Origin of the sequence: Leeia sp. (assembly GCF_041909055.1) — a bacterium.
Lineage (GTDB): Bacteria > Pseudomonadota > Gammaproteobacteria > Burkholderiales > Leeiaceae > Leeia > Leeia aquatica.
Map to the genome: position 1 here is coordinate 619,564 of NZ_JAYREC010000002.1, position 25,498 is coordinate 645,061.

At 59.0% G+C, this 25,498-nt stretch carries 21 protein-coding genes; 10 read left to right on the top strand and 11 right to left on the bottom strand.

Translation table 11 applies throughout. The annotated features are described in order from the left end of the window. Window positions 1-65: 65 nt before the first annotated feature. Window positions 66-830 (bottom strand): hydroxyacylglutathione hydrolase, encoded by a 765-nt coding sequence (gene gloB, locus ACE3O2_RS08620; RefSeq protein ID WP_374336594.1) that lies wholly within the window; start codon window positions 828-830, stop codon window positions 66-68. Between gloB and ACE3O2_RS08625 the strand changes: the two genes are divergently transcribed. The 7 genes from ACE3O2_RS08625 to ACE3O2_RS08655 all read left to right on the top strand — a co-directional run bounded on the left by ACE3O2_RS08625 (window position 829) and on the right by ACE3O2_RS08655 (window position 5,955). Next, entirely contained in the window at window positions 829-1,578 is a 750-nt protein-coding gene (locus ACE3O2_RS08625) for a class I SAM-dependent methyltransferase (RefSeq protein ID WP_168875302.1), read from the top strand. The genes gloB and ACE3O2_RS08625 overlap by 2 nt on opposite strands. Continuing rightward, window positions 1,571-2,017 (top strand): ribonuclease HI, encoded by a 447-nt coding sequence (rnhA, locus tag ACE3O2_RS08630; RefSeq protein WP_168875301.1) that lies wholly within the window; start codon window positions 1,571-1,573, stop codon window positions 2,015-2,017. The genes ACE3O2_RS08625 and rnhA overlap by 8 nt, the downstream gene beginning before the upstream one ends. Window positions 2,018-2,019: 2 nt before the next feature. Continuing rightward, window positions 2,020-2,739 carry a DNA polymerase III subunit epsilon gene (gene dnaQ, locus ACE3O2_RS08635; protein WP_374336597.1) on the top strand — a complete coding sequence of 240 codons (720 nt, stop codon included), beginning with the start codon at window positions 2,020-2,022 and terminating at the stop codon, window positions 2,737-2,739. Continuing rightward, window positions 2,736-3,440, top strand: coding sequence for a 2-C-methyl-D-erythritol 4-phosphate cytidylyltransferase (gene ispD / locus ACE3O2_RS08640; protein ID WP_374336599.1), 705 nt, complete (start codon window positions 2,736-2,738; stop codon window positions 3,438-3,440). Before dnaQ ends, ispD begins: the two co-directional genes overlap by 4 nt. A 15-nt stretch (window positions 3,441-3,455) precedes the next feature. After that, window positions 3,456-4,730, top strand: coding sequence for a hypothetical protein (locus ACE3O2_RS08645; RefSeq protein WP_374336601.1), 1,275 nt, complete (start codon window positions 3,456-3,458; stop codon window positions 4,728-4,730). A gap of 185 nt (window positions 4,731-4,915) precedes the next feature. Then, a complete protein-coding gene (locus ACE3O2_RS08650) occupies window positions 4,916-5,644 on the top strand; it encodes an alpha/beta hydrolase family protein (RefSeq protein ID WP_374336603.1) in 729 nt (242 codons plus the stop codon). Window positions 5,645-5,667: 23 nt separating this feature from the next. Beyond that, the gene (locus tag ACE3O2_RS08655) at window positions 5,668-5,955 is read left to right on the top strand and encodes a hypothetical protein (protein ID WP_374336605.1); all 288 of its coding nucleotides are present in this window, start codon (window positions 5,668-5,670) and stop codon (window positions 5,953-5,955) included. Between the two features lie 21 nt (window positions 5,956-5,976). On the opposite strand, the gene ACE3O2_RS08660 is transcribed toward ACE3O2_RS08655, so the two are convergent. Next, window positions 5,977-7,005 carry a helix-turn-helix domain-containing protein gene (locus ACE3O2_RS08660; RefSeq protein ID WP_374336607.1) on the bottom strand — a complete coding sequence of 343 codons (1,029 nt, stop codon included), beginning with the start codon at window positions 7,003-7,005 and terminating at the stop codon, window positions 5,977-5,979. A 265-nt stretch (window positions 7,006-7,270) separates the two neighbouring features. Here ACE3O2_RS08660 and ACE3O2_RS08665 point away from each other — a divergent pair, with 265 nt between their 5' ends. The 3 genes from ACE3O2_RS08665 to ACE3O2_RS08675 all read left to right on the top strand — a co-directional run bounded on the left by ACE3O2_RS08665 (window position 7,271) and on the right by ACE3O2_RS08675 (window position 12,677). Next, window positions 7,271-9,535 (top strand): arginine/lysine/ornithine decarboxylase, encoded by a 2,265-nt coding sequence (locus ACE3O2_RS08665; RefSeq protein WP_168875297.1) that lies wholly within the window; start codon window positions 7,271-7,273, stop codon window positions 9,533-9,535. A 213-nt stretch (window positions 9,536-9,748) separates the two neighbouring features. Beyond that, complete coding sequence (locus ACE3O2_RS08670) at window positions 9,749-11,512, top strand: flavin monoamine oxidase family protein (RefSeq protein ID WP_374336610.1); 1,764 nt, start codon at window positions 9,749-9,751, stop codon at window positions 11,510-11,512. Continuing rightward, window positions 11,502-12,677: an FAD-dependent oxidoreductase gene (locus tag ACE3O2_RS08675; protein WP_374336612.1), complete on the top strand. Its 1,176-nt coding sequence runs from the start codon at window positions 11,502-11,504 to the stop codon at window positions 12,675-12,677. The genes ACE3O2_RS08670 and ACE3O2_RS08675 overlap by 11 nt, the downstream gene beginning before the upstream one ends. 65 nt (window positions 12,678-12,742) lie before the next feature. Here ACE3O2_RS08675 and ACE3O2_RS08680 read toward each other — a convergent pair whose 3' ends face one another. The 9 genes from ACE3O2_RS08680 to typA form a co-directional block, all read right to left on the bottom strand. Beyond that, a complete protein-coding gene (locus ACE3O2_RS08680; protein ID WP_374336614.1) occupies window positions 12,743-13,642 on the bottom strand; it encodes a diguanylate cyclase domain-containing protein in 900 nt (299 codons plus the stop codon). 51 nt (window positions 13,643-13,693) lie between these two features. Beyond that, the gene (locus ACE3O2_RS08685) at window positions 13,694-17,929 is read right to left on the bottom strand and encodes a response regulator (RefSeq protein WP_374336617.1); all 4,236 of its coding nucleotides are present in this window, start codon (window positions 17,927-17,929) and stop codon (window positions 13,694-13,696) included. Then, a complete protein-coding gene (locus ACE3O2_RS08690) occupies window positions 17,929-18,906 on the bottom strand; it encodes a TRAP transporter substrate-binding protein (protein WP_374336619.1) in 978 nt (325 codons plus the stop codon). The genes ACE3O2_RS08685 and ACE3O2_RS08690 overlap by 1 nt, the downstream gene beginning before the upstream one ends. A 260-nt stretch (window positions 18,907-19,166) precedes the next feature. Then, window positions 19,167-20,090, bottom strand: a complete 924-nt coding sequence (locus tag ACE3O2_RS08695; RefSeq protein WP_374336621.1) for a carbohydrate kinase — start codon at window positions 20,088-20,090, stop codon at window positions 19,167-19,169. Then, window positions 20,087-21,304, bottom strand: a complete 1,218-nt coding sequence (locus ACE3O2_RS08700; RefSeq protein WP_374336622.1) for an AGE family epimerase/isomerase — start codon at window positions 21,302-21,304, stop codon at window positions 20,087-20,089. The genes ACE3O2_RS08695 and ACE3O2_RS08700 overlap by 4 nt, the downstream gene beginning before the upstream one ends. Before the next feature lie 30 nt (window positions 21,305-21,334). Next, on the bottom strand, window positions 21,335-22,309 hold the full coding sequence (locus tag ACE3O2_RS08705) for a LacI family DNA-binding transcriptional regulator (RefSeq protein WP_374336624.1): 975 nt from the start codon (window positions 22,307-22,309) through the stop codon (window positions 21,335-21,337). A 231-nt stretch (window positions 22,310-22,540) separates the two neighbouring features. Then, complete coding sequence (locus ACE3O2_RS08710) at window positions 22,541-22,891, bottom strand: RidA family protein (protein ID WP_374336626.1); 351 nt, start codon at window positions 22,889-22,891, stop codon at window positions 22,541-22,543. Window positions 22,892-22,911: 20 nt separating this feature from the next. Next, complete coding sequence (locus tag ACE3O2_RS08715) at window positions 22,912-23,562, bottom strand: MarC family protein (RefSeq protein ID WP_374336628.1); 651 nt, start codon at window positions 23,560-23,562, stop codon at window positions 22,912-22,914. Window positions 23,563-23,634: 72 nt separating this feature from the next. Continuing rightward, window positions 23,635-25,446, bottom strand: a complete 1,812-nt coding sequence (typA, locus tag ACE3O2_RS08720; RefSeq protein ID WP_374336630.1) for a translational GTPase TypA — start codon at window positions 25,444-25,446, stop codon at window positions 23,635-23,637. Between the last annotated feature and the right edge of the window lie 52 nt (window positions 25,447-25,498).

The following is a 25,498-nucleotide window of genomic DNA, read 5'->3' on the forward strand; positions in this document are numbered from 1 at the left end:
GATCAAATCGGCGCTATGTGACGCCATTTATAATCCATGGCAGCACTCGGGTCAAGCCCCCTGCCTCAGAAAACATCCTTCCAGCGACGCAGCGCCGCCAGCACGGCCAAAGAATCGGTTAACACTGCACCAGCCTGCTGGCTAACCGCCCGCTCTACGGACGCCTGCTCGCATCGCAGAAAAGGATTGGTCTGTCCTTCTTCCGCCAGCGTGGACGGCAAGGTGCTCAAACCCGCAGCCCGTCGCTGAGCATCGCGTGCGTGGCGTTGCTGCAGCGCCAGATTATCCGGCTCCACCGCCAATGCAAAACGCTGATTGCTGAGCGTATACTCATGGGTACAGCACAGCAGGGTCTCTGCGGGCAAGGCTGCCAGCCGTTGCAAAGACTGCTGCAATTGCGTGGGCGTACCCTCAAACAGCCGACCACAGCCGCAGGCAAACAGCACGTCGCCCGCAAACAGCCAGGGGGCCGCGTAGTACACCACATGGTCCAGCGTATGCGCCGGTGTTTCCAGCACCTGGAAGGTCTGCCCCAGTAATGGCAACTGCGAGCCCTCAGCCACGGGATGCGTCACCCAGTCGGCAAACCGGGGTGTTGCCGGGCCGTAAACGGTCAGGTCGGGCTGCGCATGCCGTAAGGCCGGGATGCCGTCCACATGGTCATAATGGTGGTGCGTGCACAGCACGGCCTGCAGCCGCAGCCCGTGCAACTGCAAGTAATGCAGCAAGGGCTCGGCTTCACCCGGATCAACGGCAATGGCAGATGATCCGTCGTGCAAAAGCCAGATATAATTATCGGTAAGGATGGGTAAGGAAACGAGGGTCAGCATGAGCACATGGTCGGGGCAAAACTCCTCGGCGTCAATGCAGAGGCTGGCGGACTGGTTCGCACAACCGCTCGGCCAATACCTGTTGAACCGGGAGGCCGACTGGTTCGGCCGCACGCTGGATGAGCAATACGGCTGGACGGCAGTGCAACTGGGGCTGCCACAGGTCAACCTGATGGCCAATTGCCGGGTGCGGCAGCGGTTACTGCTGGGACGTGGCGAGTGTGTGCATATTGCAGCAGATACCGCCGCCCTGCCCTTTGCCAACGCCAGCATTGATGTGTTATTGCTGCCCCATGTGCTCGACTTCTGCGCCGACCCGCACCAGGTCATCCGCGAGGCGCAGCGGGTGCTGATTCCCGATGGCAAGCTGCTGATCTCCGGCTTCAATCCCTACAGTCTGTGGGGCATGCGGCGCCTGCTCAATGCCCGGCCTGAACCCTGGAATGGCAATTTCATCAGCCTGCCCCGGCTCAAGGACTGGCTGGCTCTGCTCGGCTTCGAGATGCGTGCCAGCGCCATGACGTGTTACATTCCGCCCCTTTCGCAACCGAAGTGGCAGCAGCGCTGGCGCTTCATGGAGCCCGCAGGCAACCGCTGGTGGCCTGCCGCAGGTGCCGTGTACTGTCTGCAAGCCAGCAAGCAGGTGCTGGGCATGCGCCTGACCGGGCTGATCAAGCCACGTCGGCTGGTGCGCAAGCCGAGGCTGGTCTCGGCCCATCCGGATGTACAACAGGAGCAGCATGAGTAAGGATGTCGTGGTGATTTATACCGACGGGGCCTGCAAGGGCAATCCGGGAACCGGAGGCTGGGGAGCCATCCTCTGCTACGGCGAGCACCGCAAGGAAATTTTTGGGGGCGAAGCCCACACCACCAACAACCGCATGGAAATGATGGCGGTCATCGAAGCCTTGCGCCTGCTGAAGCGGCCCTGCACCATTCAGGTCCATACCGACTCGCAATACGTGCAAAAAGGCATCAGCGAGTGGCTAAAGGGTTGGAAGGCTCGCGGCTGGAAAACTGCAGCGAAAGAGCCGGTCAAAAATGCCGATCTGTGGCAGGAAATGGATCAGCTGACCGTGCCGCACCAGATCAGCTGGCACTGGGTCAAAGGCCATGCGGGCCACCCGATGAATGAACGTGCCGACCAGCTGGCCAATGCCGGCGTGGAAAGCGTACTGCGGAACTGAACATGCGGCAAATCGTCCTTGATACCGAAACCACCGGTCTGGAGCACAAACAGGGCAACCGGATTCTGGAACTGGCCTGTCTGGAGTTGAGCAACCGGAGGCCGACCCAGCGCACCCTGCATTTTTATATCAACCCGGAGCGGGAGAGCGAAGAAGGCGCACTGCGCGTGCACGGACTGGACAGTGCCTTCCTGGCCGACAAGCCCAAATTTCATGAAATCGTGGATGATTTCCTGGCCTTTGTGGAAGGCGCGGAACTGGTAATCCACAATGCCCCGTTTGACATCGGCTTTCTGGATGCCGAGCTGGCTCGACTGGGCAAACCTTCGATCCGCAGCTATTGCCCGTCGGTGCTGGATACGCTGGCATTGGCCAAGGACTTGCGGCCCGGTAAGCGGAATAACCTGGATGCGCTTTGTCGTGACTACGGCGTAGACAACTCCGGGCGAACCTTGCACGGCGCCTTGCTGGATGCGGAGCTGCTGGCCGAAGTCTATCTGGAGATGACGCGCGGGCAGGAAAGCCTGATGATGGACATCGAGCCTTCGCCCGCTGCCCATGCGCACAACACTGTTGCCAGCGATGCACCCGCTGCCCGCCCGCGCGTCCGTAGCCTGAGTGCGGAGGAGCAGGCTGCGCATGAGGAATATCTGGCTGGGCTGGAAAAAGCCAACAAGGCCCCGAGCCTGTGGCAAACCCTGCAGGCGGATAGCGCTGCATGATGCCCCGCTTCATTGCGTTGGTTCCTGCCGCCGGCAGCGGCAGCCGCATGCGGGCCGACTGCCCCAAGCAATACCTGCTGCTGCACGGCAAGCCGGTGCTGTGGCACAGTCTCAAGGCTTTGCACGCAGAGCCCCGCATCTCCCACATTGTGCTGGTGCTGACCGAGGGTGATCCTTGGTTTGCGCGCTTTGACTGGTCTGACCTACCCCGCTTGCAGGTCTTGTACTGCGGCGGTGCCAGTCGGGCGGAAACCGTACGCAATGGCTTGGCCGACATCGCCAGCAACACGCCGGACGACCCGTGGATACTGGTACACGATGCCGCCCGTCCCTGCCTCTCCCGCGCCGACCTGACCCACCTGATCGACCAGTTGCACGCTGATGCCGTGGGCGGCCTGCTGGCTGTGCCGGTGCCCGAAACCGTGAAGCGGGCTACGCCGGATGCCCACGTCGCACAGACCGTGCCTCGGCAAGACCTGTGGCTAGCCCAAACCCCGCAGATGTTCCGCCTGCGGCGGCTGCTGGCTGCGCACCAGGGAGCGCTGGACACCATCACGGACGAAGCATCCGCCATGGAACGGCAAGGTGATTCACCACGTCTGATCACCGGCAGTCGCAACAACCTGAAAATCACCTACCCGGAAGACCTGGCGCTGGCGGCCCTGCTGTTACCCGCCTCCGACCCACAGCACTGTTCGTAGGACGACCCCACTACCATGAGCCTGCTCCTGCGTTTGACACGCCTGTCCTGCCTGTGGCTACTGTCAACCGCCCATGCCGCACCGCCCCCGCAAACGGTCCACGACAACCCGCTGGAGGGGCTGGAAGATGGCGACACGGAAACCGCGCCGCGTTTCAAGCGCCTGCAACTGCGTGAACGCCCGCTGCAGGTCAAGCTGAGTGTCGATGGCAAAGTGCTGCGTTTGTCGGGCAGCATCAGCACTGGCGCGGCCGACAAGGTGGCCAGTATTCTGGCCAATGCCCCCCAGCTGCGGGTGGTACGGCTGCAGAGTCCTGGTGGCTTGCTCGGTGAAGCCATCCGTATCAACCAGCTGCTCAAAGCCCGCCAGGTCGACATCTGGGTGCCCAGCAGCTGCTCCAGCGCCTGTACGATCATCTTTGCCGCAGGCAAAGAACGCTATATGGCCCCCAAAGCCGAATTCGGGTTTCACCACCACCTGAACAGCAGTGGCAAGACCGACGCAGAGGACGATCAACAAGTCCGTGAGCAGCTGAAAGCGGCCGGTATTCCCGATGTGCTGCTGGACGGCCAGTTTGCCACCCCGTTTGACGCCATGTGGTTGCCAACAGTGCGGCAGCTGACCCGCAGTGATTACGTTACCGACGTGGTATCCCGCCCACCCGCCGGGCTGGCTTCCCTGCCAGTGCTGGAGCCTGACGAGGTCAATGACCTGCTGGAGCAGGATGACGAGATCCGCTTGCTGCGCAAGGCCTTACCCCAACTGTATGAGACACACCTGCCCCTGATTCAGAAGGCGGCTGCGGAAAACGATACCCTCGTCCCGGTCTGGCGCGCCATTCAGGAATTCATCTATCAAGGCACGCAACGCATTCTGCCGTATGCCAGTGATGAGGCCATTCTGGCGCGCGCAGCACGCACTAAGGTCGTTGCCAGGGCACAAATGAGCCTGCTGGAGGGTTACTGCCCGATTTTTGGTGTGCCTGCCCCCAACAAACAATACTCAGGTGACGACACCGAAGACGTGCGCTGGCTGGTGAATACCTTGCAGCATCTTCGTCCGGAACCGGTGCTGACCGGCCTGCGTGCACAAATCCTGCTGGAACAGACCAACGAGGCAGCGGAAGCTGCCGGTAAAGTTAACCTGCGGCTACTCAAGGCTGGCCGCCGAACCGAACCCGGCGCCGACAACCGCCCCTATTGCCAGGCGGTGCTGGACTTGTACGACTGGTATGACACCTTGCCACTGGCACAGCGGGTCACCGTCACCCGGGCCTTGCTGCTGGATTGAGGGACTATCCGCATTTCGTTGCCGTTTGCAAACGAACTGCAGTGGCAGTAAGGCCCAGGACCGCAACATTCGGTGCAGAGGACTTTTTTATGCTTCCCACATCCTAAAACCTGATTCAGGTCGCGCTACCCATTGAAAAAAGACATGCTTGGCTTCGTTATTCACAGGTACGTACGGAGCATAACATGCACAATTTCAAGTCACTATTTGCCGGCTTTGCCATGATGGTCAGCCTTGCTGTCTGTGCCAAGACGGCCATCGGCAGCCGAGAGTTGAATATTGCAGCACCATCAGGTACACGTCACTTACTGACTCACCTCTGGTATCCCACTCAGGCAACTTCCCCCATGACGGTGGAGGGGGAAAATCAGGTCTTTCAGGGCATCACCGTGATCAAAGACGCGGCACCAGAGTCTGGCCGACACCCCTTGGTCATACTCTCACACGGTTACAGGGGAAGCTGGCGAAACCTATCCTGGTTAGCTGCAGAACTGGTGCAACAAGGCTATATTGTTGCTGCACCGGATCATCCTGGAACGACCACGTTTAATGTGGACCCAGCGGAAGCAGCACGTATCTGGGAGCGCCCTCGTGATCTGAGCCGGGTAATCGATCATCTGTTGCAATCGTCATCTGACATCGGAGAAATTGAGCCAAGCCGGATCGCAGCAATAGGTCACTCCTTGGGTGGCTGGACAGTGATGGCAGTCGGTGGTGCGCGGTTCAGTGCAGAGCAATTCCTGCAGGACTGCCGTGCAGGCGAAGCCAGCCCGATTCCTTGCAAATTAAGTGCGGAGCTTGGGCTTGATCAGGTCAACAGTACCCAGTTGCATGCAAATCTACGTGATCTGCGGATTTCAGCTGTCGTCGCCTTGGACTTGGGGGGGCAAGAGGCTTTACGGCAGAGAGTCTAGCGGCATACCCAGTCCCAGCGCTGGTGCTGAGTGCTGAACTGAATGTTGCCAATCTGCCTGCCAATGCAGAATCCGGTTATCTGGCTGCACACCTTCCAAAGGAAAGTACACAGGCCATTGGGGTTGATGGTGCGACACATTTTAGTTTCATGCAGCTATGCAAACCAGGCGCTGCCGAGCTAATTGAGGCATCCGATCCAGGTGAGGGTATCGTCTGCCAGGAACACGGCTCGCTGGATCGGCTCACCTTACATCGGCGTGTGGCCGACATGATCCTTGCCTTCCTGCAACTGCACATTCCGACTCGCTGAGGGGTAAGGAATACGCAAGATTTATGAGCCCGCGCGACGGAAGCAGCTCGGGCTCACACCCGTAATGCGCAAAAATTCGCGGTTGAAATTGGACTTCGTCAGGAAGCCTGACTCCAGTTGAATATCTGTAATACTCATGGCTGTTTCACGCAATAGTTGCTGGGCTTTTTCAATGCGATACTGGTTGATCATCTGGGAAACATTGCGACCCTGCATCCGGTTTATCGCAGCAGAAATCTGGCGGGCCGTGACCCCCGTTTTACGAGCCAGTCGCTCAAGCGTAAGATCGGGGTCACAGTACAGTGCCTGCTCCAGTAGAACTCGATTCACCCTCTCAAGAACAGTACTGTCCTCTAGGGTTGCAGCAGAGGCAGGCGGAGTGGAACACTGAAGAGAGCTGGTAGCAGGAGCTCCGGGGTGAGCACTCGCGACGCTGTTTCCCACCAAAGCAACCGCGATGGCCAGCAGTGGAATCATGACCATGTCGGCCGCTGCCACAATCCACACCGCATGGGCTCCTTTCTGTAGTTGGAAGTCGAGCGCAACCAGCACGTCGATACTGCCGGTGCAGACCAGCGCTGCGCCACCCACCAGCGCCGCCTTGTGGGCTTTATTGCCATCGCTGAGGCGGGTGGTAACTAGAGCATCCTGATCTTGGGTTGCGAGCCACAGCAGCGCGACCCCATAGCCAAGAAATGCCGTTGTTAATACAAGGTCAAGCCACAGCTGCCAACGGATCCAGTGCAGGAGTGCCATCATGACCAACACTGGCGGCAGTACATGCAACCACAGCAGGTGCCGGGGCTTTCGTTCTGTCAGAGAGATGAATGTTAGCCAAGCCAACGGCGGCAAACATGATGCAACTACGGGTTGCAGAGCCTTCAGAACCAGTAGCGTACTGAATTGCCAGCGCAGCCCGCTGATCAGGGTCAGCACAACGCAGGCCAGTAACAGCAAACGACCAGACTGCAACGCTGTTTGACGCGGGAGCTTGACCAGCAAAATCAGTAGAAGCAAGGCGATGATGTAAGGCAGCGGGAGACTGGGCATGTGCGATGCGTGTCCAAGTGATCCCCACGATGCCATCCTGGGGATGCTTCACTCTGTGTCTGTTGGTGTAACGCTTTACAATTGTAGCATGAGGCTTGTGACGACACGCACTATACCGCATTGCGCCATCCGCAACAGGGTATTGCTGCAGTCGCAATTTCTGCACGCATAAGGGATGGTTCTATGCCACAATCCGCGCCAATCTGGCCTGCGTGTTGCAGCGCGCCAAAGCCCCTGTAAAACCTACTGCGTGAAGGTAGCTGGCATGAAATTCCGTTTTCCTGTTGTGATTATCGACGAAGACTTCCGCTCGGAAAACACCAGCGGTATCGGCATTCGGGCGCTGGCGCAGGCGCTGGAAGAAGAAGGCATGGAAGTCCTGGGCGCCACCAGCTACGGTGACCTTTCCAGCTTTGCCCAGCAGCAAAGCCGGGCTTCGGCCTTCATCCTGTCGATCGACGACGAGGAAATGGCGGCTGAAACCGGTGCAGAAGCCGAGGCCGTGGTGGCGCTGCGCAAGTTTGTAGAAGAAATCCGCTTTCGCAATGCTGACATCCCGATCTTCCTGTATGGCGAAACCCGCACCTCACGTCACATCCCGAATGACATCCTGCGTGAATTGCATGGCTTCATTCACATGTTCGAGGACACGCCGGAGTTTGTCGCCCGCTACATCATCCGGGAAGCACGCAAGTATCTGGATGGCTTGATGCCGCCCTTCTTCCGTGCGCTGACCCATTATGCGCAGGATGGTTCGTACTCGTGGCATTGTCCCGGGCATTCTGGCGGTGTTGCCTTTCTGAAGAGTCCGATCGGGCAGATGTTCCATCAGTTCTTTGGTGAGAACATGCTGCGTACCGATGTCTGCAACTCGGTGGACGAGCTGGGCCAGTTGCTGGACCATACCGGCCCGGTGGCCGCGTCCGAGCGCAATGCGGCGCGGATTTTCAATGCAGACCATCTGTTCTTCGTCACCAATGGCACTTCCACCTCCAACAAGATGGTGTGGCATGCCACGGTAGCACCGGGGGATATTGTAGTGGTGGACCGCAATTGCCATAAGTCCATACTGCACTCCATCATCATGTGCGGTGCCATTCCGGTGTTCCTGACTCCGACCCGCAACCATTACGGCATCATCGGGCCGATTCCGCTGTCCGAATTCCACCCGGACAGCATTCGCCAGAAGATCGAAGCCAATCCGTTTGCCCGCGAGGCGCTAGCAAAAAATCCGGACAAGAAGCCGCGCATCCTGACCCTGACCCAGTCGACCTACGACGGCGTGCTGTACAACGTCGAGAAGATCAAGGAAACACTGGGGGACTTCATCGACACCCTGCACTTCGATGAGGCTTGGTTGCCGCACGCCACCTTCCACGATTTCTATCGCGAGATGCACGCCATTGGCCGGGACCGCCCGCGCAGCCAGAAAACGCTGGTGTATGCCACCCAGAGCACGCACAAGATGCTGGCCGGATTGTCGCAAGCCTCGCAGATTCTGGTACAGGATTCAGAAGAACGACAGCTGGATCGCCATCGCTTCAATGAAGCGTATCTGATGCACACCTCCACCAGCCCGCAATACGCCATCATCGCATCTTGCGATATTGCCGCAGCCATGATGGAGGCCCCGGGCGGCACCGCGCTGGTCGAGGAATCGCTGACGGAAGCGCTGGATTTCCGCCGCGCCATGCGCAAGGTGGATGCCGAGCTGGGTGAGGACTGGTGGTTTCAGGTGTGGGGCCCGGATCATCTGAGCGAGGATGGCCCCGCCGAACGGGAAGACTGGCTGCTGCGCTCTGGTGACCGTTGGCATGGCTTTGGCGATCTGGAAGAAGGCTTCAACCTGCTCGATCCGATCAAGGCCACCATCATCACCCCCGGCCTGAACGTGGATGGTGAGTTTGCCGAGCAAGGCATCCCGGCGGCCATTGTGACCAAATACCTGGCCGAGCATGGGGTGATTGTCGAGAAAACCGGGCTGTACTCTTTCTTCATCATGTTCACCATCGGCATTACCAAGGGCCGCTGGAACACGCTGGTGACCGAGCTGCAGCAGTTCAAGGACGATTACGACCGCAACCAGCCGCTGTGGCGGGTGATGCCGGAGTTTGTGGCGGCTCGCCCGCAGTACGAGCGGGTGGGCTTGCGTGACCTCTGCGAGCAGATTCACGGCATCTACCGGGACAATGATGTGGCGCGGCTGACCACCGAGATGTACCTGTCCAATATGGAGCCTGCGCTCAAGCCTTCCAAGGCCTACTCCAAGATGGCACACCGCGAGATCGAACGGGTGGCCATTGATGAGCTGGAAAACCGCATCACCGCCGTGCTGCTCACCCCTTACCCACCCGGTATCCCGCTGCTGATTCCGGGTGAGCGCTTTAACCGCACCATCGTGCAGTACCTGCAGTTTGCACGTGACTTCAACGAGCGCTTCCCCGGTTTTGAGGCCGATATCCACGGTCTGGTGGTGGAGGAGAATGCGGGTCGTAAACATTATTTTGTGGATTGTGTACAAAACAGCTAAACCGCAATCACGAAAATGAACCGGCTGCCCAGTTCTGGGCAGCCTTTTTCTTGCCTACGACTTTCGACCAGTTCCGAATACTTTTGCTGGGGATCAGGAAAGCCTATGCTTTCTTGAAACCGTCAATATCGTCATCCATAATCAAATGCCTGTGCGGGTCAGCCCGCCGTTCTGTCGCTGTACACACTGTCACCCATGCAAAAGGATATCAGCATGTCCGTACGCAAGATCAGCAGTCTGCAGATTGAAGAAGACCTGAAACTGGGTCAAAGTGATGAGTTCGATGTCATGGTGGTCGGCGCGGGGATGTCCGGCCTGTACACCGCCTGGCGCATGAAGAAAGAGTGGCAACGCAGCCCGGTACTCAGCAAGCTGGTCAAGGAAAATGGTACCGGCCAGTTACGTATCGGCATCCTGGAGTGGAGCGACCGGGTCGGTGGTCGGCTGGACAGCCGCATCATTGCCGACATGGAGAATGTCCCTGCTGAGCTGGGCGGCATGCGCTTTACCGACAGCCACCTGATCGTCAACCAGTTGATCAATGACTTTGGTCTGCGCAAGGATGTCGATGTCTTTCCGATGACCGACAACAGCCAGTTTTACCTGCGTGGCGAGCGGTTCAGCGAAGACAAGGTCGCGCCAAAAGACCCGCATGTGCCGGGCTATAAAGTGCCTTACCAGTTGCCCAAGGACGAACAGCGGCAGACTCCGAACCAGCTGTTCAACTTCGCCATCAAAAAGGTGTGCGACTACTCGAACAGCTGGACTGATGCCAACTGGCAATGGGTCAAGGAAAACTTCCGTTATTCCGATTCGGTGTATCGCGACATTGCGCTCTACGACATGGGCTTCTGGAACATGCTGTACCAGACCCTCAGCAATGAGGGCTATGACTTCGTGTGGGATGGTGGCGGTTACAACTCCAACACCATCAACTGGAACGCAGCAGAAGCCATGCCCTACATGTTGACGGACTTCTCGCAGCCGACTGACTTCAAACGCATCAAGACAGGCTTTCATCAGTTGCCGGTTGCCATGTACAAGGAACTGCGCAAACTGAATGTGCCGGTATATCGCAACCTGCGACTGACCCATTTTGAGAAGCACGGTGAGTGGACCGAGGGTACTGTTGCGGTCACCCGCGATCCGAAAGTGAAGGGCAAGTTCAAGGCCAAGGTGCTGTTCCTCGCCATGCCGCGTCATAGCCTGGAGCTGATTGATCAGGATTGCAGCTTCTTCCAGGACCAAAAGGTGCAGTACAACATCCAGTCTGTGCTCAAGCAGCCTGCCTACAAACTGTTCCTCGCTTACGAATCCCGCTGGTGGGGCAAGGAATTCCACGCTGGCCCGACCATTACCGACCTGCCCCTGCGCATGACATATGACTTTGGCAGCGAAAACGAGCGCGGCGGCAAACCGACCGATACCCGCACCCTGCTGCTGGCCTCGTACTCGGACATGCAGGCGGACAGCTTCTGGAAAGTGCTGGAGCGTAACCGGCCTTATGACATTCCGCCGGAGTGGGAGCAGATCGGTGCCGATGGTGGCGCCCCGGCCCCTGAGGAAATGAAGCGCATGGCCGAAGGCATGCTGCTGAAGGATCTGACCACCGACGGCAAAACCCCCACCCCGTCCAAACTGATCGGAGCTTACTATCAGGATTGGTCACAAGCCCCCTATGGTGCAGGCTTCCATGCCTGGGCGGCCCACTACAAGGCGTGGGAAGTGATGAAGGAAGTGCGCCATCCGATGGCTGATCGTCACGTCTACATCTGCGGTGAAGCCTACTCCAACGCCCAAGGCTGGGTGGAAGGGGCCGTGTGTACCGCCGAATCCATCCTGGAGGAATTTTTCCAGATGCCGCGCCTGCAAGGTATCCCGGCCAGCTACCCGCTGCTGACCCCAAAGCCAGTCAAGCCCGGCCAGACCGAAACCAACCCGACCTACCACCACAAGGCGAACAGCTATGTCTTCTGATGTGATCCAGCACGTTGATCTGGCCGTCCTCGGCGGCGGCACCATTGGTCTGTCTGCCGCTTACTATGGGGCCGCAGCCGGCCTGAAAACCGCCCTGTTCGAGCAGTATGACTTTGGCAATGACAAAGCCAGCTCGGATGGTGACTCCCGCATGTTCCGTGTCATGTACTCGGAAGAGGACATGGCCCAGCTGGCAGAAGCATCACTAGGCCAATGGCAGGAAATCGAACACTACACCGGCGACCGCCTGCTGGACCGCAAGGGTCTGCTGTTCTACGGCTTGCCCGCCTCCTCGGTGGAGGGCAATCTGGAGCAGTGCGCCCAGGTCATGAGCCAGATGGGGATTCCCTATACCCGTTATTCGGCCGAGCAGCTGCCTCGGGCTTATGATGTCTTCAAGGACATCCCGAAAGACTACTTTGGTCTGTCGCAACCGAGTGGCGCAACCATTCTGGTCAAGCACTCGCTGCATACCTTTGCCCGGCTGGCGCGGGAACATGGTGCCCATCTGCTGACACATTGCAAGGCCACCATCCGCCCCTGCAAATCCGGCAAAGGGCCTTACCTGATCGACACCCCCAAAGGCATCTTCGAAGCCAAGCATCTGGTGCTGGCTCCCGGCGCCTGGTCCAATCCTGTGCTCAGTCAATTCGGCATGCAGCTGAACTTGACCATCTGGCAAATGACCGTGGCTTACTATAAGGTGGACCCGCATCTGAAATGGCCAATGTGGTACGAGTTTGGGCCGACCAAAAACAATCAACAGCAGTTGTTCTATGGCTTCCCGCTGCTGGATGGCTCGCACAAGATCAAGGTCAGCGCAGACTTTACCAACAACCAGTACCAGGATCCGTCACAGTGCACCTATCAGCCCGATCCGCGCATTCTGGATCAGATGTCCAGCTTCATGATGCATCGTTTCAAAGGGGTGGAGCCTACCCCGCACGATGCCATCTGCTGCCTGTACACCATGAGCCCGGATGCACAGGTGGTGCTGGATACCCTGCCCGGCTTCGAGAATGTGGCTGTGCTGACTGGCGAATCTGGCCGTGCCTTCAAATACACGCCGGTATTTGGCCGCATCCTGGTGCAGCTGGCCACCACCGGCAAGAGCACCTACGACATCAGTGAGTTCAGCATCAAGCGTAAAGGCATTATTCGCTGATTGCTTGCCCCAAAAACAAAAGGCAAGGCTCATGCCTTGCCTTTTGTTTTGCCCCCGCGCGCCCGTCAGGGGCCAATCACGCGGTTACGGCCTTGTGCCTTGGCCTGGTACAGCTTCACATCCGCTTGTTGATACAGGCTCTGCTCAGCTTCCTGATGCTGGTGGTCCAGCATGGAGACGCCAAAGCTCGCTGTGACATGAACGGCAACATTGGACTGCTGATGCGGGATTGCCAGATCAATGATCAGCTTGCGAATGCGCTCTGCCAGAATGGCTGCACCTTTGCCATCCGTCTCTGGCAACAGGCAGGCGAACTCCTCTCCACCCACACGCGCGACCAGATCCGCAGGGCGACGCAAGGCCGTGGCCAAGGTCAACGCCACCAGCCGCAAGCAATCGTCCCCCGCCGGGTGACCGTATAGATCGTTGTAATGCTTGAATTCGTCGATATCCATCAGCACCAGCGACAGCGGCATGCCATGGCGACGGTGGCGGGAAACCTCCTGCAGCAGGGCCTCATCAAAGTGCCGTCGATTGGCCAAGCCGGTTAGTGGATCCGTTACAGCCAGACGCTGCAAGAGTTCATAAGCACGTCGCATTTCGATATGGTTACGAATGCGAGCACGTACAATGGCCGGACTGAAGGGTTTAGTGATATAGTCCACCGCGCCAGAAGCCAGTCCTCGCTCTTCTTGCACCGGGTCGGACAGTGCCGTGACAAAAATGATGGGCACACTGGCCGTCAAGCGGTCCGTCTTTAACAAGCGGCACACCTCATAGCCGTCGATGTCCGGCAGCATCACATCCAGCAACACCAGGTCTGGACGAGGCATCATCCTCGCCATGGCAATGGCTTCAGTGCCAGACATGGCAAAGCGGACCTCGTAATGCTCCAGCAGCGCGCTGGACAGCGCCTCAATATTGGTCGGGTCATCGTCGACCACGAGGATGGTGGGCTGGTGCATCAGCACGTCCTGTCGCACACGGTTGTTATAAGAATTCAGAATAGCCCAGGCTCAGGAGGGAGAATTGGCGCTCAGTTTTGCACAAATTTCGTCCAATGTGTGTTTTGCCTGCGCAAAATCCAGTCGGGACATGGCTTTTTCCAGCTCTTGTGTCGCTTTCGCATCGACTGAGTTCAAGTAGGCGCGACCGGACTCAAACTGCTTGCGGGCGCGCAGGCTACGGATATCCAGCAGCATGCCCAGCTCGTCCAGGGCACCAGCTTCAGGCTCCAGCGCGACCTCGGCTTCCTTGACCTCCGACGCCAGCACCTGTTGTTCCAGCAAGCCAATGCTGTGCACCACTTCGCGGAGGGCATCGGACAAGGCCAGCAAATCTGGTGAGCCCGACGTCACAAGGCCTTGCTGCAAGCCATGCTCCAGCCTCTCGGCCACCGCAGCTACCTGCTTGGCCCCTAGTGTAGCAGCGACACCGCGCAAGGTATGGGCCAGACGGATCGCTTCCTCATCCGCCCCTCGCTCGATCAGCACCTTCAGGCGCTCACACGTATCCGCATAGCCATCCCGCAGGCGGAATACCATGCGCCGGAACGTGGCCTCGCGCCCTCCCAGGCGACGCAGGGCATCGTCCAGGTCAAACCCCGGCATACTGGGCAGGCTCGGCGTTGTCGCAACCGGGTGTGGCGGCATGGGTGATACGGGCTGCTCAGCCTGCCCCAGCCGTTCGGATTTCACCCAACGGGACAGGGCATCACTCAGCCGGTCCGGGTCAATCGGCTTGGCCAGATGGTCATTCATGCCCGCATCCAGGCAACGTTGACGCTCACTTTCCATGGCGTGTGCTGTCATCGCTACAATAGGCAGCTGCTCTGCATTCAGGTGTTGCCGAATCCGCTGTGTGGCTTCTATGCCATCCATTTCCGGCATCTGCACGTCCATCAGTACCAGATCGAATGCCCCCTGGGTTTGCTGAATGATCTCAACGGCTTCACGCCCATTACTGGCGGTGGTGACCACAACCCCCATGCTGCTCAGCGCGGTGATGCCAAGCTCACGCAACAACTCGGTATCTTCCACCAGCAGGATGCGCGCGCCAACCAGCTCCCGACGCAAGCCATAGCCGCTCCCTGCCATGTCGGGCAGGGTCAATGAGCTATGCCCGGTCAGCGCCTGTTCCACTGCTTGCAGCAGGCGACTTCGTTCCAGCGGTTTGGTGATCAGGTGCTGAAAGCCCAGTGCCTTCATCCGGGCGCTCCAGCGCTCACGCTGCAGAACAGAGCTGATCATGACGACCCCCGGCTTGCCATCCCCTTTCAGCAGGTGTCCATATTGCGCCGCAAAGCGAAGGTCGGCCTCATCATGCAGCTCCAGCAGAAGGAGCTGGCATCCTGTTGCAAGCACCACCTCGGCTTCAGCCATCTGCGCGATGAATTGCACCTTGGCCCCCTGCTCCTCCAGCAACCCTTGCAGCAGCTGCCGTGTCTTCACATTGTGGATAGCCAGCACGCAGGCACAACCTGCCAATGCCGGGAGGGTCATGGGCCTCGTTTCACCTTCATACTGCAGTGGTAACTGGAATGAGAAATTGGAGCCCTGCCCCGGCTCGCTCTGGACACTGATCTCGCCCCCCATCAGGTGTACCAGCTGCTTGCTGATGGCGAGCCCCAGTCCGGTACCGCCATAGCGACGGGTCGTAGAGGAGTCGGCCTGACTGAACGACTGGAACAGCCGGGCTTGCTGCTCAGCGGTCATGCCAATCCCGGTGTCCTGTACCGAGAAACTCAAAGTGACCGACAGCTCCTGCCGTTGCAATTGCCGTACGGAAATCACCACCTCGCCCTGTTCGGTAAACTTGAGAGCATTGCTGGTCAGGTTCAGCAAGATCTGCCCGATCCGCAGTGGGTCCCCCTGCAACAGCAGGGGAACATCCGGGTCAACCACAAAGATCAACTCAAGCCCCTTGCCATCGGCCTGGATCGCAGCAATGCCTGCCAGATTGTCGAGCAGGGTGCGCAGGTCAAACGCAACAGACTCCAGCTCCAGCTTGCCCGCCTCGATCTTGGAGAAATCCAGTACATCATTGATGATGCCCAGCAGCGTCTGGGCTGCACCCTGTACCTTGCCAAGATAGCCATTCTGCTGCCCGGTGGGGGCAGCGCCCAGCGCCAGCTGCGTATACCCCAGAATGGCGGTCAGTGGTGTCCGGATCTCATGGCTCATGTTGGCCAGAAATTCACTCTTGGTCCGTGCTGCCGCTTCGGATGCCTCCTTGGCCTCGCGCATGACGGTTTCAGCGCGCTTGCGTTCGGTAATGTCCTGCAGCGCGGCGAACATGGCGGGCTCATCGTTGTAGTGGATGACGATGGCGGACAACAGGGCCCAGCAATCCCCGCGAAACAGGCTTCGGATCTGTACTTCCTGATCAATTACCGAGCCAATCTCGCTCAGTTGCTGCATCAACGCCGTTCGCACACCCGGCTGGACAAACAGGAAATCGATTTCACGGGTGGCCGTATCTTCTGGGTCTCCCAATCCGTTCAGGTCCCCAAAACGATGGTTGTAATACAGCAACTGCCCGTCTTGCAGGCGTGCAATAAACAAGGGAAAGGGCGAGGCTGCCAGGATGGCGCGCTGGCGTTCTTCACTCAGTCGCAGTGCCGTCGTCTGCTCACGTAAAGACAGCATGGCGCTGCGGAACACTCCCAATGAAGAAGCCATTCGGGAAATTTCGTCATTACCGGCATCCGACACCTCCACATCCATCTGCCCGCGCGCCAGGTTCAGCATGCTGCGGGACAGGCGTGAAAGGCGGCCTGCGATGCGGCGCCCAACATAGAAGCCGCCCAGAACGGTTGAAATCAGCAGACCGGTGACTGCCAGGGCAATCAGCAGCCAGGTACTGTAGTGCAGCCGCTGAGTGAGAATACCCAGCTCACCGTCCAGATCATTGCCCACTTGCTCCGTCACCTGCCGGACCCGCATGACCAGCTGGTTGGTTCGCCGCCAGTTGTCACCAATGATGGCCTGTACCGCCAGCGCCACCTGCAACTGCCGTTGCCGCACCATGAACATGCCATCCGGCCCTTCTGACAGGCGGCGGATTTCCTCAACACCTTGTCGAAGTGCCTGCAAGCTGGTTTCGGTTTTAATATCGGCCAGATCGTGCCGCGCCTGCGCCAGGGTTTTGGCAAAGGTCGCCCGGATCACCGACAGCTGAGACTCATTCGGCGCATTGGCAGCCTGCGCCAGCAGGCTAAGCAGCAAGTTGCTGTCGCCCTGAAAACGTTGCACGGCGCCCAGTGAGTTGACCTGTTCCGACACCAGCACCACCACAGCATTGGTGGCTTCCAGGGTAATCTGGTCACTACGTGATACCAGCTGCAAGGTACTGGCCCTGACCTGCGGTTCAACCAGCTGATCAAAGCGCGCCACCGCCGCCACCACCATGGTCAGCCGACTTTCCTCGCCCTGTGACCATGCCTTGTTGACCGTCTCCAGCAGGGCACGCCCTTCCTGCTGTACCGACAAATCTGCTCGTGGCAACTGACGCAGGATGGCATCACTGATCAGGAAGGCCTGCTCCTTCAGCTGTGCTGGCGGCAGCCGACCGCCCGCCAGCGCGACCAGCCGATAGGCTTCGGCCCGCATTTGCAACAGCGACTGAACCTGGCTGAACTCCCCATCAATCAGACCATGAATGGAAGCGCCACTCGCACTGGACACTTTCCGGGTTGCTGCCAGCAGGTCCGCGTTGGCAGCGGTATACACCGGTGCCACCACAGACAGTAGCTTGCGCTGACTGTTTCCCGCCATGGTCAGTAGCTCATTCTTGCGCGCCTCCAGCTGCAAGCGCTCTCCGACCCGCCGTTCGGTTTCGCTCGCATTGCTGCGCAAGCCATTCAGCTGACCAACCAGCTCAGCGGTCATGCCGGTATTGTTACCCGCCAATGCAGCAATCTGCTCCGGCAAGCCATCGAGCTGCGCACGTACCCGCCGACTGACCTCTTCCTTGTCCTGCTGCGTGGGAGCGCCCGCCAATGCCGCAAGGTTGGTAGCCAAATCCTGGCTACCCAGTTGCAAACGCGCTGCCAGCTGTGTCGCGGGAAAGCTGTGTCTGGAAACCGTGCGGGCCGTGTCTTCCACCTTGCTGAATGCCCAAATGGCAGCAGCAGACGCCACCAGCGTCAGGGCACTGACAACGGCAAAAGCGAGACGAAGCCGGGCCGCAATGCTGACGGGCTTGCCCGCAGGTATGGCCTCTTCGAGGTTGATCGTGCTGGTGTTCTGCATCAACGGCGGGCAGTCAAACCGACCAGTTTGCCAACAGTGCGGTTCCAGTTGTCCACACACTCATTGCTGCAGCGTTGGGCCCAGCGTCGGATCACCACTTCGGACAGTACCTTGCGCAGCAATTTACGATCACTGTCTGAGACCGGAATCAAGGTCATCTTGCCGCGAATCCCGCGGGTGCAGGGATCATGACCGGTATTGCAGTTGATCCCTTCTTCCGTTTCACTGGCCGCTACTGACCAGATGGCACTATTCATCTCATCCAGGCCCGCCATCAGATAGCGCTGTACCGCCGGGTCCAGCCGGTCCCAGGTTTGCTGGTTGACCCCCTGCATGGCCATGCTCCAGCCCATGGGTAACACATAAAGATACTGGGTGATTTCAGGCAGCTTGGCTGCATTACCGGGCAAGGCCCCGGTTACCGCGCAGTCAATCGCGCCATCGCGAATCGCCGCATAGGCTTCGCCAAACGGGATGTTGACCGACACGCCCCCCAGGGCTTCGACCAGCTCCCCAACCGGGCGCGTCCCCACCCGGACTTTTCTTCCCTTGAGGTCCGCAATACTGCTCAGCCGGGATTTGCAGAAGAGAATCTGTGCCGGGTAAGGCCACACACCCAGCACCTTGATACCATGGGTTTTCTGGAAAAACTGATCCAGCACGGGGGTATACACCTTGACCACCGCTCGTGCTGTTGTGACATCCGGGCTCAAACCCGCCAGATCAGCCCCTTCACCTTCCACATCGCTGTCTGTGCCATAGGCCAGCACCATGGTGCCAAAGTCGACCGCACCCAGCTTCATCAGGCGGATGATTTCGGTGCCTTTCAGCCCCAGCTTGTTGAAGGCCGTGATTTCCGCGGTCACCTGTCCAGCCGATTTTTCCGGAACACTCTTGCTCCAGAACGGCTCTTCATAGTTACGGAACTGGCTGAGAAAATCCCAGGAGCCGACCACCTTGAGGTGGGTACGTGGCAAAGCAGGTTCTTCCGCCTGCACGAGCCGGGAACATCCCAATAACAGAAGCACAACAAACAGGCAGCGCATTCACGTTCTCCCCCGTGGCCGGGTGACATTCATATGACAGTCACCCGCAGTCTATCCTGATTATATGGCACTACGTTGAATGTGCCAGAAAATCAGCAAGGACGGCCCTGTCCGCTGGTCTGAGCGATGGAATCAGGGGGAAAAACGGGTCAACCTCACAGCCAGGCTGACCCTCAGGTACAGACAAAAACTCAGGCTGCAGTAACCGACACCCGTTGGCGGAGTGCCTTCAGCCGAGCCACTGTCGGCGCAGTAGCCCCGGTCACCAGGCACGCCGCGGCCCCCGCAGCAACCGCACACGCCAAATGCTCGAGCCAGCCGACAGCAGGCTGTTGCATCAGGCTATACAACAAACCGCCCATGCTGGCATCCCCCGCCCCCACCGTGTCAACCACCGTAATTGCAGGTGGAGCGCACCGCCAGTGTTCATCGTGCACCAGCAGCTCAGCCCCGGCTGCGCCACGGGTGTACAGGATGGCAGCGTTAGCATTCCATAGCCGGATGGTCCGTAGCGCCGCAGAGGTATCATCATGCCGGAAAAGGCCTTGCAGATCTTCATCCGACACCTTGATGACATCCGCCAGACGGCACATCTGCTGCAGCATCGGGTCATACCGCGCATCCATCAGCTGGCGGAAGTTGGGGTCATAGCTGATGCGCCCACCTGCCTGTTTGATGGACTTCACCAGACTCAACAGCCTGTCGGCAAGAGGTTCCCGCGCCAGACTGATGCCACCAAAGTGCCCCCATTCCACCGCACCCAGCCACTCCACCGGTAGCCGTTCAGGATCAAAGGCGAGGTCTGCACTCTGATCCCCGACGAAAAAGTAGGCGGGGGGATGCGTCTCGTACACCATCGCCAGCAAGGGTGAGCGGGCAACCCTTTGCATGAAGCGCATGTCCAGCCCGGCCTCTTCAGAAGCACCCCACAAGGCGTCACCAAACACATCCTGACTGACCGCGCCTGCAAACGCGCTGGGAACATCCAGCCGTGACATGACACGCGCCACATTCCATGGTGCGCCGCCGGTTTTGCTGAGCCATTGGTCCTCACCCGTACGGATCAAGTCGGTCAAGGCTTCGCCTGCCGACACAAAGCGTGGCAAGGGACTCATGCGCCCTGCTCCGGCAAGACATTCAAGACTTCGTAGCATGCGCCCATGGTGTGATAATCCACCTTGCCCGCCGGGCTCTTCTCATCCGAGTAAGACCGGTTATCCGCAGTCAGGATGCGATACCAGGCCCCATGCTGATGGTCAACAAAGTGCTGCCAGCTGTACTGCCACAAGCGCTGGTAATCCGCCCAGTAACACGCCTCACCCGTGCGGGCCGCCAGCAGGGCGGCTGTCGCCAGGCTTTCCGCCTGCACCCAGAAGTATTTGTCACTGTCGCAAATCTCGTCTTCCGGACCGAAGCCGTAATAAAGGCCTCCATGCTCAGCATCCCAGGCCTTTTGCATCGCCGTATCAAACAAAGTCCGCGCGCGCGGTAACAGCCAGTCGCTCCCCTGCTGCAGCTGTGTGGCATGGCGCTCCATGATCAGCAGCAGTTTGGCCCACTCGGTCAGGTGGCCCGGCTGATAGCCCCAAGGGCGGAAGATATTGGTCTTGTCGTCCCGGTTATAGTCCCAGTCCACAGACCAGTCGGCATGATAGTGCTCCCACATCAGCCCGTTGGCCAGCGCGGCCTGCCGGTTGACAATGTTATGCGCCAGCGTCTCGGCACGGTGCAGGTAGCGCACCTCTCCCGTGGCCTCAAACGCCGCCAGCATGGCTTCGCAGGCATGCATATTGGCGTTCTGCCCACGGTAGGGGTAAAGCTGCGACCAGTCCGCACTCGCTTCGTCTGCGTACAAACCATGTGCAGGTTCCCAGAAGCGCTGCTCCATCAGGGCGTAAGTCTCCTCTAGCCAGGGCCGCGCCTGGCTTTCCCCCGCCATCACTGCGTGCGCGTAAGCCAGCAGCACAAAGGCCAGCCCATAGCAGTGGTTGGTTCCATCCATCACCGTTTTCTCACCCTGCTGCCAGTGCAATTGCCAGGCATAACCTCCGGTTTCGGCATTGCGATGCACTTCACGCAAGAATCGCAAGCCATGTTGCAAGCCAGGCCGCCAGGCTTCACCAAACTGGCGCGTAGCCATCGCATAATTGAAAATCATGCGGGTGCTGCTGACCAGATGACGGGTCGTCGCATCGTAGACAGCGCCATCATCCTTGAAGAAGTGGTAGAACCCCCCGCTCGGGTCAATGGCACGCGGGTGATAGAAAGACAAGGTATGCTGGATGTGCTGCAACAAAATGCTACGCTCGTGGAAATCCGGAAAGACCATTCACTCACTCCTGCTGAAATCGGTTCATCATTACCCAGTCTCACTGGAACTGGCGCGCACCACCAAGGTAACCGGGTGCACTTCCTGCTGCATGCCTTCACCTTGCAATAACAACGCTACCGCACGCTGACCCAGCCGCAACTTGTCCACCCGCACGGTACTCAGCGCCGGGTGCGCCAGGCTGGCGGCTGCAATGTCATCAAAGCCCACAATAGCCAAGTCCTGCGGCACCCGAAGGCCGCGTTGCCGCGCAACCTGTAGCAACAACAAAGCGGCGGCATCGTTATAAGCAAAAATGGCATCTGGCGGCTGCGGATGGTCCAGCAGCTGGTTGCTGACCTGCCACACGGCATCCTCAACCGTCATGCCTGCTGGCAGTACCGGCTCCCATGCCGGATTGGCCAGCATGCCGGCATCAAACAGCGCTTGCCGATACCCCATGGCACGTTCACGAATGCTGTAATGCGCCAGCGAGCCTGATAAAAAAGCGACCTTGCGCCCCTGCTGCAACAAATGCCGGGTGGCCAGCCAGCCCCCTTGCCGGTGGTCCGGGTTCACGGAGGCCACGCCTTGCTGCCAGGCATCCAGCAATAGCATTGGCAAGTCCCGCTGTGACAGCCTTTGCAAGACCTCAGGCTCGAAGTAACCCGCACACAGCAAGGCATCGGGCTGGTGCAAGGCCAGCAGTTCCGTGAGCGGGTCTGTCGGGCCGATGGACAGAAAGGTCAACACCACCCCTGCATCCTGGCAGGCGGTCTCGACCCCTTGCAGCACTGCCGAAAAGAAGGGATTGGCCACCAGGGTACTGTGCTGACGATGCAGCAGGAAACATACCCGACGTACTGCCGATTTTCGCAAGCGTGCCACGTCATAGCCCAGCTCTGTGGCGAGTTGCACAATGCGCGCGCGCGTCGCCTCCGCCAGACCCGTCTGCCCTTTGAGGGCTCGGGAGGCCGTCGCAACTGATACCCCAGCCAGAGCGGCAATCTCGCGCAAATTACTCATCCAGGCCTGCCTCGCTGTCTTGTTGTCGCAGCTGACTGATTGCCATGCTACTGGACGTGGCGCCCAGTGAGTCAGCCATACCGTAAATAACAATGTTTACAATGTTTAGCTAAACATTGTCGCCAGGCACGCAAAAATGAAAACACCCCTGCCCGCTGCGGGGTCAGGGGTGTTGCATGAATGCCAGCCGCGCAGTCTGGTATGACCGAGCCCGGCTCACCGCCCATTCACTCAGCGTGCAGCGGTGACCACCATCTCTACCTTCAGCGACGGATGTGCCAGTGCAGCCTGTACGCAAGCGCGAGAAGGTGCGGCACCGGCTGGCAACCAGGCATCCCACAGCGCATTCATGGCAGTCAAATCCGCCAGATCAGGCAAGTAGATCAGCACCTGCAGCAAGCGATGTTTGCCACTGCCCACTGCCTGCAGCCGTCGCTCGATCGACGCCAGCACTTCCTGGGTCTGTGCGGTAATGTCCCCTTCCAGCGTCTGGTCAGCTACTTCCACCAGGTATATGGTGTCGCCATGCATGACCACGTCTGACCAGCGCGGGGTGACCCCAATTCGTTCAATTTCACTCATGTCTCGCTCCTGTTCACTTTTTATTTCAATGGTAGCTGCAGCATTTCACGCACAATCGGCGTCAACCCGCTGAAGAAAAACTCCACCGCGATCACCATCACGATCAGGCCCATGATGCGGGTCAGCATCTTGTTGCCCTGCTCACCCAGCCGCCGCATGATCGGCTGTGCGCCCAGCAGTAGCAGAAAGGTCAGCAGGCAGCTGAACAGCACGGTCGCCACCAGCAGACTCTTCTGCGTCAGGTTGGTGCCTTGGTGCATCAGGATGATAACCGTCGCAATGGTGCCGGGCCCGCTGATCATCGGCATGGCAATCGGCGTCAGCGCCACATCCTTGGACGCCCCATCCAGCGAGGAGCCTGCTTCTTTTCGCGGCACATGCGGCATGCTGGTCAGGCGCGCCTGCACCATCTCATAGCCCATGATGAAAAACAACACACCACCCACCACCCGCAGGCTGTGCACCGAGATGGCAAAGAAATCAAAGATCAACTCGCCAGTGAGCGCAAAAGCCACCAGGATGGCTGAAGCTATCAGGCAGGCACGCAGCGCAATGCGCCGGGCGTGGCGACGGTCCAGGTCTGCCGTAATACCGCTATAGACCGCCATCACCGCCAGCGGGTTGATCATGGTCAGCAGCGAGGTCAGACACAGCAGAATATATTGCAACATACAAGTCACCTACGGTCGTTCAAATGAAAACAGCGCGCCGGTGCGCGCTGTTTTCAGCCGGGCAGCAAGCCCTTACAGCCCGCGTTGCGCACGCTTGCGGTCGTTCTCCGACAGGTGACGCTTGCGGATACGGATGGTCTTCGGTGTGATTTCCACCAGTTCATCATCGTCAATGAACTCCACCGCCGATTCCAGCGTCAGCTTGATCGGCGGGGTCAGGCGCACCGCTTCGTCGGTACCGGAGGCCCGCACGTTGGTCAGCTTCTTGCCCTTGATCGGGTTCACCACCAGGTCATTGTCGCGGCTATGGATGCCGATGATCATGCCTTCGTACAGCTTGTCGCCCGGGCTGACAAACATGCGACCACGGTCTTCCAGGTTCCACAGGGCGTAGGCTACAGCTTCACCTTGCTCCTGCGAGATCAGCACGCCATTGTGACGGCCCGGCAGATCGGCCTTGACCGGCGCATAATCATCAAACACATGGCTCATCAGACCGGTACCACGGGTCATGGTCATGAAGTCAGACTGGAAGCCGATCAGGCCACGCGCCGGAATGTGGTATTCCAGACGGGTGCGGCCTTGACCATCCGATTCCATATTGGTCAGCTCACCACGGCGGCGGCCGATTTCTTCCATCACCGCGCCCTGGCATTCGTCTTCCAGGTCGATGGTCAGGTTCTCGTACGGCTCACACTTCTCGCCGTTGACATCCTTGTACACCACGCGCGGCTTGGCTACGGCCATTTCAAAGCCTTCACGGCGCATGTTTTCCAGCAGAATGGTCAGGTGCAGTTCGCCACGGCCAGACACACGGAACACATCTGCGTCACCGGTATCTTCCACGCGCAGCGCCACATTGGTCAGCAGCTCTTTGGTCAGACGATCACGAATCTGGCGGCTGGTCACAAACTTGCCTTCGGTACCGGCCAGCGGCGAGGTGTTGACCATGAAGTCCATGGTCAGCGTCGGCTCATCCACTGTCAGCATCGGCAGGCCAACCGGATTGTCCTTGTCGGCAATGGTGACACCGATACCGATGTCTTCCACACCCGAGATGATCACGATGTCACCGGCTTCTGCTTCGTCCACCGGCACGCGGTCCAGACCCTTGAAGCCCAGCACCTGGTTGATGCGGCCTTGGGCCACCTGGTCTTCGTGGTTCATCACCACCACAGCCTGGCCCGGCTTGATGCGGCCATTCAGGATACGACCCACGCCCAGACGGCCGGTATAGCTGGAGTAATCCAGCGCCGCCAGCTGCAGCTGCAACGGGGCTTCCGGATCGCCACTCGGGGCCGGTACGTGCTTGAGCACGGTATCGAACAGCGGACGCATGTCCGACGATTCCTGATCCAGCTCCATCTTGGCAAAGCCATTCAGGCCGGACGCGTACACAATCGGGAAATCCAGCTGCTCGTCAGAGGCACCCAGTTTGTCGAACAGGTCGAAGGTCTGGTTCACCACCCAGTCCGGACGGGCGCCCGGACGATCCACCTTGTTGATCACCACGATCGGACGCAGCCCCAGCGCCAGCGCCTTCTTGGTCACGAAACGGGTTTGCGGCATCGGGCCTTCCACCGCGTCCACCAGCAGCAGCACACCGTCCACCATGCCCAGCACGCGCTCCACTTCCCCACCGAAGTCGGCGTGACCCGGGGTATCCACGATGTTGATGTGGGTACCTTCGTAGTCGATGGCGGTATTCTTGGCCAGGATCGTGATGCCACGCTCCTTTTCCAGATCGTTGCTGTCCATCACCCGTTCATCAACCTGCTGGTTGTCGCGGAAGGTGCCGCTCTGGCGCAGCAGTTGGTCCACCAGCGTGGTTTTACCGTGGTCAACGTGGGCAATGATGGCGATATTGCGTAAGGCGCGTGTCATGGGCTTTTCTGCCGGATTTTCAAAACCCTGAATCATAACATGGTTTTGTGTC

Coding starts and splice junctions, on each gene's coding strand:
- ACE3O2_RS08665 (WP_168875297.1), top strand. CDS start 7,271: ATGAAATTCCGTTTTCCTGTTGTGATTATCGACGAAGACTTCCGCTCG.
- rnhA (WP_168875301.1), top strand. CDS start 1,571: ATGAGTAAGGATGTCGTGGTGATTTATACCGACGGGGCCTGCAAGGGC.
- ispD (WP_374336599.1), top strand. CDS start 2,736: ATGATGCCCCGCTTCATTGCGTTGGTTCCTGCCGCCGGCAGCGGCAGC.
- typA (WP_374336630.1), bottom strand. CDS start 25,446: ATGACACGCGCCTTACGCAATATCGCCATCATTGCCCACGTTGACCAC.
- ACE3O2_RS08705 (WP_374336624.1), bottom strand. CDS start 22,309: ATGAGTAATTTGCGCGAGATTGCCGCTCTGGCTGGGGTATCAGTTGCG.
- ACE3O2_RS08645 (WP_374336601.1), top strand. CDS start 3,456: ATGAGCCTGCTCCTGCGTTTGACACGCCTGTCCTGCCTGTGGCTACTG.
- ACE3O2_RS08625 (WP_168875302.1), top strand. CDS start 829: ATGAGCACATGGTCGGGGCAAAACTCCTCGGCGTCAATGCAGAGGCTG.
- ACE3O2_RS08710 (WP_374336626.1), bottom strand. CDS start 22,891: ATGAGTGAAATTGAACGAATTGGGGTCACCCCGCGCTGGTCAGACGTG.
- ACE3O2_RS08715 (WP_374336628.1), bottom strand. CDS start 23,562: ATGTTGCAATATATTCTGCTGTGTCTGACCTCGCTGCTGACCATGATC.
- ACE3O2_RS08670 (WP_374336610.1), top strand. CDS start 9,749: ATGTCCGTACGCAAGATCAGCAGTCTGCAGATTGAAGAAGACCTGAAA.
- gloB (WP_374336594.1), bottom strand. CDS start 830: ATGCTGACCCTCGTTTCCTTACCCATCCTTACCGATAATTATATCTGG.
- ACE3O2_RS08685 (WP_374336617.1), bottom strand. CDS start 17,929: ATGCAGAACACCAGCACGATCAACCTCGAAGAGGCCATACCTGCGGGC.
- ACE3O2_RS08675 (WP_374336612.1), top strand. CDS start 11,502: ATGTCTTCTGATGTGATCCAGCACGTTGATCTGGCCGTCCTCGGCGGC.
- ACE3O2_RS08700 (WP_374336622.1), bottom strand. CDS start 21,304: ATGGTCTTTCCGGATTTCCACGAGCGTAGCATTTTGTTGCAGCACATC.
- ACE3O2_RS08695 (WP_374336621.1), bottom strand. CDS start 20,090: ATGAGTCCCTTGCCACGCTTTGTGTCGGCAGGCGAAGCCTTGACCGAC.
- ACE3O2_RS08660 (WP_374336607.1), bottom strand. CDS start 7,005: ATGCCCAGTCTCCCGCTGCCTTACATCATCGCCTTGCTTCTACTGATT.
- ACE3O2_RS08650 (WP_374336603.1), top strand. CDS start 4,916: ATGCACAATTTCAAGTCACTATTTGCCGGCTTTGCCATGATGGTCAGC.
- ACE3O2_RS08680 (WP_374336614.1), bottom strand. CDS start 13,642: ATGCACCAGCCCACCATCCTCGTGGTCGACGATGACCCGACCAATATT.
- dnaQ (WP_374336597.1), top strand. CDS start 2,020: ATGCGGCAAATCGTCCTTGATACCGAAACCACCGGTCTGGAGCACAAA.